Here is a 12,791-nt window from a genome sequence, read left to right as displayed (position 1 = left end):
GCTTACGCATACAATTCCATCATGTATGACGCTCAAACAAACGCTCCAGCCCTGTGGCAACCATTATTGCCGCAACCGCATGCGCAAAGCCATAAATATAGCCGTGGCTATGTGCTGATCCAGGGTGGCTACCCGGTCACTGGCGCAGCCCGCCTCGCAGCAATGGCGGCGGCCAGATGCGGGGCAGGCATGACGGCGATTGCAGCCCCAGAAGTTTCGCTACCAATTTATGCCAGCACGCTATTGAGCGTGATGGTGAAACCCTATGCGCATGCCGCAGAATTACAGACACTGCTTGAAGACACCCGCGTGAGTAGCTATTTAATTGGCCCCGGCGCAGGCATCTCACAAGACACCAGACTCACCACCCTTGCCATGTTAGCCACAGGCAAACCGGTGGTGATCGATGCCGACGCCCTGACGAACTTTGCCGGTCAGGCAGACACCCTCAAGCAAGCGATAGGTGCAAGCTGCGTGCTCACCCCGCATGAAGGCGAGTTCAAAAGCGTTTTTGGAATGAGTGCGGCGCATGATAGACCCACTCGTATCACACAAGTAATGACGGCGGCACAAACCTGCGAGGCGATTGTTTTACTCAAAGGCGCCGACACTATTATTGCCACGCCGGAAGGCCGGGTGTTGATCAACGAACAAGCACCACCGACCTTGGCGACTGCAGGCGCTGGCGATGTGCTGGCGGGCATGATTGCCAGTCTGTTGGCACAAGGCATGCCCGCATTCGAAGCATGTGCGGCGGCCACCTGGATGCATGCGCAAGCCGCGCGTTTATTTGGAGTGGGATTGATTGCAGAAGATTTGCCCGGGATGATTCCGGCCGTGTTGCAGGCGCTTTTAAAAACTTAACCCTTTTCTAAAGATTCGCCTTTGCTAAGCGCACTTGATTTCGCGTCACTTTTAACGCTTCATCTTGTTTTTCATCAGCGCATTTTGCTCGCGCTTCCAGTCGCGCTCTTTTTCAGCATCACGCTTATCGTGTTGTTTTTTACCTTTAGCCAACCCAATTTGCACTTTTACCCGTCCGCGGGTGAAATGCATGTCCAGCGGCACCAAGGTGTACCCTGCACGCTCGACCTTACCGATCAATTTGTCGATCTCTTCGCGGTGCAGCAGCAATTTGCGTGTACGGATCGCATCGGGACGCACATGGGTGGATGCCGAGCCTAGCGGCGTAATGTGGCAACCGATCAGGTACAACTCGCCACGCATGACCACCACGTAGGATTCCTTGAGGTTGGTACGGTTATCGCGTATCGCCTTGACTTCCCAGCCCTCGAGCACGAGGCCGGCTTCGTACTTTTCTTCAATAAAATAGTCAAAAAACGCTTTTTTGTTTTGCGCGATAGTCATAACGCTGCTGTGCGGGCTTAAATCACTTAAAATAGCATTTTAACTCAAAACCGACTTTCGTTCTGACGCAATGGCTCAAGTAGAAAAAACCGTGCTGGTCATGCATTCGTGTGAAGCGATGTTTCAATTGGTTGATGCCGTTGAAACCTATGCTGACTTTTTACCCTGGTGTGGCGGTAGCCAAGTCATCGAGCGCACGGATACCGTGACCCAGGCCACCATTCACATCCGTTACCACGGCATACAGCAGCACTTTACAACACGCAACCACAAACAGTTCCCTCACCGCATGGAAATCACGCTGGTGGATGGCCCGTTCAAACAACTGAGTGGACACTGGCACTTTATAAGACTGCGTGAAGATGCCTGCAAAATTGAATTCAAGCTTGAATATGTCTTTGCCAACGGCCTGATTGAACGCATGATTGCGCCAGTGTTCAGCCATATTGCCAACACCTTCGTCGACAGCTTCGTCAAACAGGCTGGCAAGCTCCAACTCAAGTAATGAGCAAACCGGTCACGCCAGCCATGCCTGAAGAACACACTGGGATGCTTAATATAGAAGTGGTCTATGCGCTGCCAACGTCGCAAACGCTGATCACACTCGTGGTGCCGCCAGGCACCACTGCAATCGCGGCCGTGCGACAGTCCGGCATTCTGGAACAACACCAGATGACCGCAAGCAAAGAATTACCCTTAGGCATTTTTGGCAAAAAAGTCAGCCACGACAGGCCACTAAAAGCGATGGACAGGGTAGAAATTTATCGCCCGCTGATTGCGAACGCCAAAGAAATGCGCCGTCAGCGTGCCACTAAACTGAAAACAGCCACGGCCAAGCGGGCCAATTCCCGTTAGTTACGTATTGCACCATTCAGCGCACTGACAAAACTGCAGGCTTTCTGATCAACACCATCAAGATGCATTACTCGGGTGGACAATTTTCGTCGATTTCTTGCTGCGCGGCTGCCAGCCCCTGACGAATTTGCTCATCTGACAGATATTCGCGCTGACCATTCTCGTTCACATTCTGCATGCGGCCGCCCACGGCATAGTTGCGATAGTTGCTTCTGGCTGCTGCACAATTTTGGGCTTTTTGACGCGCTTCCATCGCCTTGAGCGCTTCAGCTTCTGGGGACGCATTCTGCCCGGCTGAGTTCTCGGGCATTTTCTGTTTGGCCGGATTCATTTGCTCGCGCGAATAGGCGTCGGATCGCGTCAGTGGCGTATCCGCTGGCACCGTCGTCGCCTTGATTTTTTGCGTGGATGGACCGGCGACAGGAGGCGTATCCGAATAATTCATAATGCCTTTTTCATCGCGCCATTTATAAATCTCGGCAGCCGCCTGCATGGCCCAGCACAAGCCCAGCATCAACATCCATCTCAACGTCATTCTCATTTGATAAACCCACACTTGCTTAGAAAAAGGTTAAGTAAAGGCCTCATGCACAAACCATGCCAGACATCAGCAAACAGAACTGCAAAAACGCAAAACGCTTTGTCAAGGCAAAGTGAAATCGGTATAATTATATTTTGGAGATAAGGAATTCACATGCGTTTGTTGCAACAAGCTCTTACCTTTGATGACGTTTTACTCGTTCCCGCACATTCGAATGTGATGCCGCGCGAGGTCAATCTCAGCACCAAGCTTACCAAGAGCATCACCTTAAATATTCCCCTGCTATCTGCTGCGATGGACACGGTCACTGAAGCACGCATGGCCATTGCATTGGCGCAACTGGGCGGCATGGGCATCATACACAAAAACATGTCGGTAGAGATGCAAGCTTCTCGCGTCTCCCGCGTAAAACGCTTCGAGTCCGGCGTCGTCATTGACCCGGTCACCATCCACCCGGCCATGAGTGTGCGCGAGGTGATGAATATCACCCAACAGCAAAAAATTTCAGGCTTGCCTGTGTTGCAAGATGGCAAGGTGGTCGGCATTGTTACCAACCGTGACCTGCGCTTTGAAACCAATCTCGATCAAGCCGTCAGCAATGTGATGACCCCGCAAGACCGTCTGGTCACCGTGCGTGAAGGCGCCAGTCGCGAAGAAATCATGGGCTTGCTGCATAAACACCGTCTTGAGCGCTTGCTGGTTATTGGTGAAAACTACGAGCTCAAAGGCTTGATTACCGTTAAAGACATTCAAAAATCGTCAGATCACCCCCTGGCCTGTAAAGATGAAAAAGGCCGCTTGCGCGTCGGCGCGGCAGTGGGCGTGGGTGACGGCACTGAAGAACGCATTGCCGCACTGGTTGAAGCCGGTGTCGATGCCATTGTGGTAGATACCGCGCATGGTCACTCACAAGGCGTACTGGATCGCGTCAAATGGGCTAAAACCCACTATCCAAAACTGCAAGTGATTGGTGGCAATATTGCCACGGCAGAAGCCGCGCTGGCCTTGGTGGATCATGGCGCTGACTGTGTCAAAGTGGGCATCGGTCCTGGCTCTATCTGCACCACTCGTATCGTAGCTGGCGTCGGCGTGCCGCAAATCACAGCCATCAGCAATGTGGCTAAAGCCCTCGAAAAATCAGGCGTGCCATTTATTGCAGACGGCGGCATTCGCTTCTCTGGCGATATTTCCAAAGCCATTGCTGCAGGCGCGTACAACGTCATGCTGGGCGGGATGTTTGCAGGCACTGAAGAAGCGCCTGGCGAAGTAGAGTTGTACCAAGGTCGCTCTTACAAATCCTACCGCGGCATGGGCTCGATAGGCGCCATGCAAAAAGGCTCTTCTGACCGCTACTTCCAGGACAGCACGGCCAACGCCGACAAGCTGGTGCCTGAAGGCATCGAAGGCCGCGTCCCTTATAAAGGCAGTGTCGTTGCCGTGATCCATCAGTTGATGGGCGGCTTGCGTGCCTCCATGGGTTATGTGGGCTGCGCTTCTATTGAAGAAATGCGTAACAAGGCAGAGTTTGTGCAAATCACCAGTGCCGGTATGCGCGAGTCGCATGTGCATGATGTGCAGATTACCAAAGAAGCACCGAATTACCGTATTGATTAACCCTTATTGATAAACGCGAATTCATCCATTTAATCAAAGCCACAGAGGACACAGAGATCACAGAGAAATGACTTCTCTAAGACTCTGTGTCCTCTGTGCACTCTGTGGCTAAACAAATGTCTCATTCAAAAATCCTGATTCTAGATTTCGGCTCCCAGGTCACCCAACTGATTGCACGCCGTGTACGCGAAGCGCATGTCTACTGCGAAATTCATCCTTGTGATGTGTCCGATGAATTTGTCCGCAATTTCGGTGCTGACGGCATCATTTTGTCTGGCAGCCACGCCAGCGTTTACGAAGAAGAAACTGACAAGGCCCCACAAGCCGTGTTTGAACAAGGCGTACCTGTGCTGGGCATTTGCTACGGCATGCAAACCATGGCGCAGCAGTTAGGCGGCAAGGTTGAGGCAGGTGCAAAACGCGAATTTGGCTACGCCCAAGTGCGTGCACGTGGCCACTCTGCCCTGTTTCGCGACATTCAGGATGCCACCAACGCTGAAGGCCACGGCCTGATCGACGTCTGGATGAGCCACGGCGACAAGGTCACCGAACTGCCTGACGGTTTCAAAGTGATCGCCAGCAACGACACCACGCCCATCGCCGCCATGGCTGACGAAAGCCGCAAGTTTTACGCGGTGCAATTTCACCCTGAAGTCACCCACACCAAGCAAGGCCAGGCCATGCTTGAGCGCTTTGTACTGGATATCTGCGCGGCCAAGGCAGACTGGATCATGGGTGACTATATCGCCGAAGCCGTTGCAAAAATCAAGGCACAAGTTGGCGATGAAGAAGTCATTCTCGGCTTATCTGGAGGCGTAGACTCCTCCGTGGCAGCCGCACTGATACACCGTGCCATTGGTGACCAACTCACCTGCGTCTTTGTCGATCACGGCCTGCTGCGTCTGAATGAAGGCGATATGGTGATGGACATGTTTGCTGGTCGTCTGCACGCCAAAGTCATCCGCGTGGATGCCTCTGCACAATTCATGGGTAAACTGGCTGGCGTCAGTGACCCGGAGGCCAAGCGCAAGATCATAGGCGCAGAATTCGTTGAAGTGTTTAAGGCCGAAGCCGCTAAGCTCAAGGCCAGCGGTGCCGGTCACAAAGGCGCCACCTTCCTGGCACAGGGCACCATTTACCCGGATGTGATTGAATCGGGCGGCGCCAAGTCCAAAAAAGCGGTCACCATCAAGAGCCACCACAATGTCGGTGGCTTGCCAGAACAATTAGGCCTCAAGCTGCTGGAGCCATTGCGTGACCTGTTTAAGGATGAAGTGCGTGAACTGGGCGTCGCGCTCGGCTTACCCCGCGACATGGTTTATCGCCACCCCTTCCCTGGCCCGGGCTTGGGCGTGCGCATTCTGGGTGAGGTCAAACAGGAATATGCCTTGTTACTGCAACGTGCAGATGCCATCTTCATTGAAGAGTTACGTAATACCGTAGATGCCGCCAGCGGTAAGACTTGGTACGACCTCACCAGTCAGGCATTTACCGTGTTTCTGCCGGTCAAGTCTGTCGGCGTGATGGGCGATGGCCGAACTTACGATTATGTGGTGGCCTTGCGTGCCGTGGTCACCAGCGACTTCATGACTGCACATTGGGCGGAATTACCCTATAGCCTGCTGGGCAAAGTGTCTAACCGCATCATTAATGAAGTGCGCGGCATTAACCGCGTGGTTTATGATATTTCCGGCAAACCTCCCGCAACCATTGAGTGGGAATAAGCTTTAAACATTATTCTGACGGCCTACACTGAGAACAAAAAATGAGCACTAAATCCATCATCCTTACTGGTGATCGCCCGACTGGCCCGCTGCATTTGGGCCATTTTGTCGGCAGTTTGCGCAACCGTGTCAAATACCAACATGAATACAAACAGTATGTCATGCTGGCCGACGCGCAAGCGCTGACCGACAATATGGATGATATCGACAAGGTGCATCGCAACGTGGTGGAAGTCGCGCTGGATTATCTGGCAGTCGGTATAGACCCCAAGCTGTCGACCATATTTATCCAGTCGCAAGTGCCTGAACTGACTGAGCTGGCCTTTTACTACCTCAACCTGGTCACTGTGGCGCGTTTGGAGCGCAATCCGACGGTGAAAGAAGAGATACGCCTGCGTGATTTTGAGCGCGACATTCCTGCCGGTTTCCTCACCTACCCAGTCAGTCAGGCAGCCGATATTACGGCCTTTAAAGCAACGCTGGTGCCAGTGGGCGAAGACCAGATTCCCATGATTGAGCAAACCAATGAAATCGTGCGCCGCTTTAACCGCACCTATAAAAACATTCAAACCAAGCAAGAGATTCTGGTTGAAACCAAGGCGCTGGTGCCTGAACTCGGCCGCTTGCCTGGCATTGACGGTAAAGCCAAGATGAGCAAATCCCTGGGTAATGTGATAAATCTGGGTGCAAGCGCAGACGAAGTCACCAAAGCCGTCAAGCGCGTCTACACCGATCCCTTGCATTTGAAGATTGAAGATCCTGGCCATGTAGAGGGCAATATTGCCTTTACCTATCTGGATGCGTTTGACCCGGATAAAGCGGCGGTCGCCGAGTTAAAAGCACACTACACACGCGGTGGACTGGCAGACAGCATTGTAAAAAAACGCCTGGAAGCCGTATTGCAGGAAATGCTGGAACCCATTCGTAGCCGCCGGGCCGAACTGGCCAATGACAAAGGCTACATTTTGCAGTTGCTGCGCGAAGGTACCGAGCAAGCGCGTGAAGTCGCCGCTCAAACCATGAGCGAAGTGCGCGCGGCGCTAGGCCTGAATTACTTTTAAATGGCGCAGGCATCCACACCTCACCTATGAGCCGGGGCTTTGTCAAAGAAGACGATCTGGAACTGGCGGGCACCGATTTACCGGAACGCCCCATCAGTGCGCATGTCAATTACGTCACGCCTGCAGGCTTGCAACAATTGCAGCAGGCAGTGAAAGCGTTGGAAGCTGACCGCTTGCACTTTAGTGCGCGCAAGGAAGATCCCAACGCGCAACAGAAGCTGGCCGAGATAGACCGCGACCTGCGCTACTTTGTCGCACGGCTGGAAACCGCACAACTGGTGGATCCCGTCCAACAGCCGCAACATACGGTGCTCTTCGGCGCGACCGTGACCGTAGAAGACGAACTGGGGGCGCAACAGGCTTACCAGATTGTTGGAGAAGACGAGGCAGACATTGCGCAGCACAAAGTCAGCTATGTTTCGCCCGTGGCCAAAGCCCTGCTCGGCCGTAAAGTCGGTGACACCACGGTCTGGCAACGGCCTGCGGGTCCCTTGTCACTGGATATTTTAGACATTAAATACTGAAAACACGATGAACGTTTCCCAAGCAATTGAACAACGCCGCTCTATTAAAGCCTACGACCCTGCACACCGCATGACCGAGGCAGAAATCCAGCAACTCTTGTCGCTGGCCATGCTCTCCCCGACCGCTTTTAACATCCAGCACTGGCGTTTTGTGGTCGTGACTGACCCGGTGTTACGTCATCAGATCCGCGCGGTGAGCTGGAACCAGGCACAAGTCACCGATGCCTCATTGCTGATTATCCTGACTGCGGATTTAAAGGCCTGGGAAAAAGACCCTGCCCGCTACTGGGTGAACGCGCCGCAGCCAGTCAGTGACTATCTGGTCAAGGCCATTCACGGCTATTACACTGATCAACCTCTGGCACAACGCGATGAAGGCATGCGTTCTTGCGGCATGGCAGCCATGACCTTGATGCTGGCCGCCAAAGAAATGGGCTATGACACCTGCCCGATGGATGGTTTTGATTTTGAGGCTGTGTCCAAATTAATCAACTTGCCTGAAGATCATGTCCCCGTGATGTTTGTCGTGGTAGGGAAAGCCCTCGAAGCAGCCAAGCCACGTGGCGGCCAATTGGCCATGGATGAAGTCGTCATTTATAACCGTTTTTAGCTCTATTACGATGCCTGAAAGCAGGCGCACCTTTTTAATTATTGATTGAGAGTTCTTGCATGTTAGTTGCGAACAATATCACCATGCAGTTTGGCTCCAAGCCACTGTTTGAAAATGTTTCCGTCAAATTTGGTGATGGCAACCGTTATGGTCTGATTGGCGCCAATGGCTGTGGTAAATCCACGTTTATGAAGATCCTGGCCGGGGTGCTGGAGCCTACCAGTGGCAACGTCAGCCTGGACCCGAACGAACGCATGGCCTTTTTGAAGCAGGACCAATTTGCCTATGAAGACCAGCGCGTGCTGGACGTGGTCATGATGGGTCACGAGCAAATGTGGAAAGCCATGCAAGAGCGTGACGCGATTTACGCCAACCTCGAAGCCACCGAGGACGACTACATGCGTGCCGCCGAACTGGAAGGCGTGTTTGCAGAGTATGACGGCTATACTGCCGAAGCACGTGCTGGCGAATTGCTGTTAGGCGTAGGCATTCCCCTGGAGCAACATAATGGCCCGATGAGCGCCGTAGCCCCAGGCTGGAAGTTGCGTGTGCTGCTGGTACAAGCTCTGTTTGCAAATCCGGATGTGTTATTGCTGGACGAACCGACCAACAACCTGGACATCAACACCATCCGCTGGCTGGAAGATGTGGTCAATAATCGTGACTGCACCATGGTCATTATTTCGCACGACCGCCACTTTTTAAACCAGGTCTGTACCCATACCTGTGATATGGATTACGGCAAGATTACCTCTTATCCAGGTAACTATGATGATTACATGGAAGCCAGCATTGCCGCACGTAATCAGCAAGCCAAGGACAATGCCAAGGCCAAACAGCAGATTGCAGACTTGCAGGACTTTGTCCGTCGCTTCTCTGCTAATGCGTCTAAAGCCAAGCAGGCAACCAGCCGCGCCAAACAGATTGATAAAATCAAGGTCGAAGAGTTTAAACCCTCTAGCCGCCAGTATCCGTTTATTCGCTTTGAATTTGACGACAAAGAGAAGCTGCACCGCAATGCCGTCGAGCTCAAGAAACTCGGCCATGGCTTTGACAAACCCTTGTTTAACAACGTGGAATTGATCTTCGAAGCAGGTGAAAAAGTCGCCATCATTGGTGAAAACGGCATTGGTAAAACCACCTTTTTGCGTTGCCTGGCCGGGGATTTGCAGCCCAAGCATGGCGAAGTCAAATGGGCAGAAAAAGCCAAGCTGGGCTATTTTGCGCAAGACCATGAATACGAGTTTGCAGAAGGTGAAGACTTGTTTGAATGGATGACCAAGCAACGCCAGCAAGGCGATGATGACAACACCGTGCGCAGCATGCTGGGCCGTTTGCTGTTCCCGACCGAAGCCACTAAAAAATCAGTCAAAGTGCTGTCCGGGGGTGAAAAAGGCCGCATGCTTTACGGCAAACTGATGCTGGCGAAAACCAATGTTTTGCTGATGGACGAACCGACTAACCATATGGACATGGAGTCGATTGAAGCGCTGAATACGGCACTGGACAAATACAAGGGCACCTTGTTTTTTGTCAGCCATGACCGTGAGTTTGTCAGCTCGATTGCCACCCGTATTATCGAAATCAAGGCGGATGGCATTGTCGACTTTACCGGCAACTATGAAGACTATTTAGCCAGCCAGGGGATTGCCTAAAAACTGACGATACATTCCGTTACACAGCTGACCACCCCTGACAAACACCCGATACAATCGGGTGTTTTAATATCATCATTGCAAATTCGCAATGGTGATTGAAAGGATCCATCATGAAACTGAACAAACTGGTATTCGCGGGGCTTTTGGTGTTGGTGTGCGGAACCGCCTTTGCCGAGCATGGCCATGATTGCGGTAAAGGCAAATTTGACCCTGCCAATTGGCAAGCACAGCGCCTGGAGCACTTTGAACAGCATCAGGAAAAATTGCATACCATTTTGCAACTGACAAGCGCACAGGAAAATGCCTGGAAAACCTATCAGGCACAGATCAAACCGCAAGACAAGGAACATCCGGACTTTGCAGAGTTAAGCAAACTGAATACCTTGCAACGCCTGGACAAAATGGAAGCCTGGGATAAAGCGCGTGATGCACGTCAGGCTGAACGTGCCAAAGCCATCCGTACATTTTATGCCCAGCTGAATGATGCACAGAAGAAAGCATTTGATGAAAATGCCTTACCGCAACATCCGCATCATGCCAATGCGCATCACGAAAAACCTGTGCGTGAATAATCTCAGCGCGTTTCACAGACTCACCGGCCCCAATGGCCGGTTTTTGTGCTCAAATACTCCCCTTGCAAGTCCGAGACACTTTTATGACTGACGGCCATCCTGATACCCATGTGCTTGTCGTAGATGACGACGATGCCATCCGTGATTTATTGTGCGACTTTTTGCAGGATAATCAACTCAGCACACAACAAGCCAGCAATCATGCACAAATGTGGCAAGCGTTGCAGCAGCGCATGCCTGATGTCATTATCCTCGACATCAACATGCCGCAGCGGAGTGGTATTGAGCTCTGCCGTGAACTGCGCGAGTCCGGCAAATACCATCTCCTGCCCATCATCATGCTCACAGCCAGAACCAGCTCTCTGGATACCATCATGGGCCTGGAAACCGGGGCTGATGACTACGTTGCCAAACCGTTTGAGCCGCTGGAACTGCTGTCGCGTATCCGTAGCGTGGTCAGACGGTCGCGCATGATGCTGGAGAGCGCAGGCAAACCCGATCACGAATGGCAGACCGATCACGCTCTTTTGCGTTTCATTGAGTTTAACGAATGGACTCTGGATATTCAAAACCGTACCTTGGTCGACAGCCAGCATACGCGGATTCCCCTCTCCAATGCCGAATTCAAGTTCTTGCGTTTCATGCTCCTGCATGCCAACCGCACCTTGAGCCGTGATCAGCTCATGGAAGAAATGCATGGCCGAGAGGCGGGTCCATTTGACCGGTCAATAGACTTACAAATCAGTAGATTAAGACAGAAACTTGAAGTGGATACTAAGAATCCATCCATGATCAAAACGCTACGCAACGAAGGCTATTTACTCACCGCCGAAGTGCGTTACATTAAATGATGTGTGACATTCAATGACCGGATACACAAGATGATGAAAAAATGGCTAGGCACCATGTCGGTTCGTATTTTCCTGATCACGGTGATCGGTATTCTATTGACCGCCACCACGGTCAGGATGCTGGGCCAGCGGGACTTTAAAGAAAATGAATCTCGCATGCGCGACCAATTTGCCTTTGACCGTATTGAGAGCATGGTGCGCATACTTGAAGCCACCGTCCCCGAAAAACGCGTCGAAATTCAAGATGTGTTTAAGCGTATGGGCAGCCGCGTCACCATTGGCGCCAACAAACCTTCACAGGTGCCCGCCTTACCCGCAGAACTGGCGCACTTGAATACCTTGCTGGTGCCAGAAGTGGCAGACATGATTGATCTGGTGCCCCTCAGTAATTGTGCTCCACGCCGCATGCCACTCCCGCCGCCTACGATGGGTTTTTCACCGCCTCCCCGTCCCCATGGACAATGCCTGGCCATTTATACCCACCTTGAAGACCAGACACCGGTACTGATCACTCTGCACTATGGCGGCCATAGACCACCGCCACCGCACGAACGCAACCCGTTAGCCATTTTACTGGCCTTCCTCGGCTTACTGCTGATCATTTGGACCGTAGCCTCCGTGGCGACCAGACCACTGCGTAAACTGGCCGATGCGGCCTTGCAGCTCGCCCATAATATCGAGCACCCGCCGCTGCCAGAAAATAAAGGCTCGACAGAGGTCCGCCATGCCGCCAAAGCCTTTAATGAAATGCAACGCAGCATCCTCAAGCATATTCAGGAGCGTGGCTTTATTCTGGGGGCCATCGCGCATGACCTGCAAACACCGTTGACCCGTCTGCGCTTGCGCCTCGAAAAAGTCAAAGACCCAGAACTCAAGCAGGGACTGATCAAAGATCTGACCGCCACCCAGGAAATGGTCCGGGAAGGACTGGATTTTGCGCGCCTCTGCGGTGAAAACATCCACAAAAACAAAGTGGATCTCACCGCCCTGGCAACGGCTGTTTGCGACGACTTTGAAGACGCAGGCCAAGCCATTCAAAAAAAACTACCCGAACAGGCAATCACCGTCATGGGCTCAGCCCATTTGCTCACACGCTGTCTCACCAACCTGCTCAACAATACCATTGCCTATGCAAAAACGCCTGCCTTATCCATTCAAGTCAAAGGTAAACAAGTCATCTGTACCGTCTCGGACAATGGCCCAGGCATTCCTGAATCTGCCCTAACCAGCGTGCTGGAACCGTTCCGGCGCCTGGAGGACTCCCGCTCCCGCCAGACCGGTGGCACCGGCCTCGGCCTGGCCATTGCACGAATGATTGTTGAAAAACACGGTGGAAAAATGGCATTGAACAACAAGACAGCCCCTGAAACCGGCCTGGTCGTGCAGATTGTGCTACCACTGAACTAAATCAGC

14 protein-coding genes are annotated in these 12,791 nt (G+C 52.5%); 12 read left to right on the top strand and 2 right to left on the bottom strand.

Annotation, left to right across the window (positions count from 1 at the left end; translation table 11 throughout):
• Positions 1–21: 21 nt before the first annotated feature.
• The gene (locus tag ACT53D_RS03065; protein WP_476154421.1) at positions 22–864 is read left to right on the top strand and encodes an NAD(P)H-hydrate dehydratase; all 843 of its coding nucleotides are present in this window, start codon (positions 22–24) and stop codon (positions 862–864) included.
• Between the two features lie 51 nt (positions 865–915).
• On the opposite strand, the gene smpB is transcribed toward ACT53D_RS03065, so the two are convergent.
• On the bottom strand, positions 916–1,368 hold the full coding sequence (smpB, locus tag ACT53D_RS03060) for an SsrA-binding protein SmpB (protein WP_194747859.1): 453 nt from the start codon (positions 1,366–1,368) through the stop codon (positions 916–918).
• A 70-nt stretch (positions 1,369–1,438) separates the two neighbouring features.
• Between smpB and ACT53D_RS03055 the strand changes: the two genes are divergently transcribed.
• Both ACT53D_RS03055 and ACT53D_RS03050 read left to right on the top strand, forming a co-directional pair.
• A complete protein-coding gene (locus ACT53D_RS03055; RefSeq protein ID WP_194747861.1) occupies positions 1,439–1,873 on the top strand; it encodes a type II toxin-antitoxin system RatA family toxin in 435 nt (144 codons plus the stop codon).
• Entirely contained in the window at positions 1,873–2,223 is a 351-nt protein-coding gene (locus tag ACT53D_RS03050; RefSeq protein WP_476154419.1) for an RnfH family protein, read from the top strand. Before ACT53D_RS03055 ends, ACT53D_RS03050 begins: the two co-directional genes overlap by 1 nt.
• Before the next feature lie 67 nt (positions 2,224–2,290).
• Here the strand turns inward: ACT53D_RS03050 and ACT53D_RS03045 are convergent, their stop codons facing one another.
• The gene (locus ACT53D_RS03045; RefSeq protein WP_275355541.1) at positions 2,291–2,758 is read right to left on the bottom strand and encodes a DUF4124 domain-containing protein; all 468 of its coding nucleotides are present in this window, start codon (positions 2,756–2,758) and stop codon (positions 2,291–2,293) included.
• 159 nt (positions 2,759–2,917) lie between these two features.
• Between ACT53D_RS03045 and guaB the strand changes: the two genes are divergently transcribed.
• The 9 genes from guaB to ACT53D_RS03000 all read left to right on the top strand — a co-directional run bounded on the left by guaB (position 2,918) and on the right by ACT53D_RS03000 (position 12,785).
• A complete protein-coding gene (guaB, locus tag ACT53D_RS03040; RefSeq protein WP_194747867.1) occupies positions 2,918–4,378 on the top strand; it encodes an IMP dehydrogenase in 1,461 nt (486 codons plus the stop codon).
• Between the two features lie 116 nt (positions 4,379–4,494).
• On the top strand, positions 4,495–6,102 hold the full coding sequence (gene guaA, locus ACT53D_RS03035) for a glutamine-hydrolyzing GMP synthase (RefSeq protein ID WP_476146689.1): 1,608 nt from the start codon (positions 4,495–4,497) through the stop codon (positions 6,100–6,102).
• A 41-nt stretch (positions 6,103–6,143) separates the two neighbouring features.
• Positions 6,144–7,163: a tryptophan--tRNA ligase gene (trpS, locus tag ACT53D_RS03030; protein ID WP_338654440.1), complete on the top strand. Its 1,020-nt coding sequence runs from the start codon at positions 6,144–6,146 to the stop codon at positions 7,161–7,163.
• A gap of 26 nt (positions 7,164–7,189) precedes the next feature.
• Positions 7,190–7,687 (top strand): GreA/GreB family elongation factor, encoded by a 498-nt coding sequence (locus tag ACT53D_RS03025; RefSeq protein WP_379075854.1) that lies wholly within the window; start codon positions 7,190–7,192, stop codon positions 7,685–7,687.
• 7 nt (positions 7,688–7,694) lie between these two features.
• Positions 7,695–8,297 (top strand): nitroreductase family protein, encoded by a 603-nt coding sequence (locus ACT53D_RS03020; protein WP_194747875.1) that lies wholly within the window; start codon positions 7,695–7,697, stop codon positions 8,295–8,297.
• A gap of 59 nt (positions 8,298–8,356) precedes the next feature.
• Entirely contained in the window at positions 8,357–9,952 is a 1,596-nt protein-coding gene (locus tag ACT53D_RS03015) for an ABC-F family ATPase (RefSeq protein WP_275355546.1), read from the top strand.
• Between the two features lie 113 nt (positions 9,953–10,065).
• Positions 10,066–10,527 (top strand): Spy/CpxP family protein refolding chaperone, encoded by a 462-nt coding sequence (locus ACT53D_RS03010; RefSeq protein WP_275355547.1) that lies wholly within the window; start codon positions 10,066–10,068, stop codon positions 10,525–10,527.
• An 83-nt stretch (positions 10,528–10,610) separates the two neighbouring features.
• Complete coding sequence (locus tag ACT53D_RS03005; RefSeq protein WP_194747880.1) at positions 10,611–11,378, top strand: response regulator; 768 nt, start codon at positions 10,611–10,613, stop codon at positions 11,376–11,378.
• Positions 11,379–11,408: 30 nt separating this feature from the next.
• Positions 11,409–12,785: an ATP-binding protein gene (locus tag ACT53D_RS03000; RefSeq protein WP_476146698.1), complete on the top strand. Its 1,377-nt coding sequence runs from the start codon at positions 11,409–11,411 to the stop codon at positions 12,783–12,785.
• Positions 12,786–12,791: the final 6 nt, after the last annotated feature.

The organism is Methylophilus sp. DMC16 (assembly GCF_056314045.1).
This window is presented reverse-complemented; position numbering and strand designations above follow the sequence as displayed.

Bases quoted from the DNA above. Each gene is read 5' to 3' on its own strand.
- ACT53D_RS03065 (WP_476154421.1), top strand. From the start codon at position 22: ATGTATGACGCTCAAACAAACGCTCCAGCCCTGTGGCAACCATTATTG.
- smpB (WP_194747859.1), bottom strand. From the start codon at position 1,368: ATGACTATCGCGCAAAACAAAAAAGCGTTTTTTGACTATTTTATTGAA.
- ACT53D_RS03055 (WP_194747861.1), top strand. From the start codon at position 1,439: ATGGCTCAAGTAGAAAAAACCGTGCTGGTCATGCATTCGTGTGAAGCG.
- ACT53D_RS03050 (WP_476154419.1), top strand. From the start codon at position 1,873: ATGAGCAAACCGGTCACGCCAGCCATGCCTGAAGAACACACTGGGATG.
- ACT53D_RS03045 (WP_275355541.1), bottom strand. From the start codon at position 2,758: ATGACGTTGAGATGGATGTTGATGCTGGGCTTGTGCTGGGCCATGCAG.
- guaB (WP_194747867.1), top strand. From the start codon at position 2,918: ATGCGTTTGTTGCAACAAGCTCTTACCTTTGATGACGTTTTACTCGTT.
- guaA (WP_476146689.1), top strand. From the start codon at position 4,495: ATGTCTCATTCAAAAATCCTGATTCTAGATTTCGGCTCCCAGGTCACC.
- trpS (WP_338654440.1), top strand. From the start codon at position 6,144: ATGAGCACTAAATCCATCATCCTTACTGGTGATCGCCCGACTGGCCCG.
- ACT53D_RS03025 (WP_379075854.1), top strand. From the start codon at position 7,190: ATGAGCCGGGGCTTTGTCAAAGAAGACGATCTGGAACTGGCGGGCACC.
- ACT53D_RS03020 (WP_194747875.1), top strand. From the start codon at position 7,695: ATGAACGTTTCCCAAGCAATTGAACAACGCCGCTCTATTAAAGCCTAC.
- ACT53D_RS03015 (WP_275355546.1), top strand. From the start codon at position 8,357: ATGTTAGTTGCGAACAATATCACCATGCAGTTTGGCTCCAAGCCACTG.
- ACT53D_RS03010 (WP_275355547.1), top strand. From the start codon at position 10,066: ATGAAACTGAACAAACTGGTATTCGCGGGGCTTTTGGTGTTGGTGTGC.
- ACT53D_RS03005 (WP_194747880.1), top strand. From the start codon at position 10,611: ATGACTGACGGCCATCCTGATACCCATGTGCTTGTCGTAGATGACGAC.
- ACT53D_RS03000 (WP_476146698.1), top strand. From the start codon at position 11,409: ATGATGAAAAAATGGCTAGGCACCATGTCGGTTCGTATTTTCCTGATC.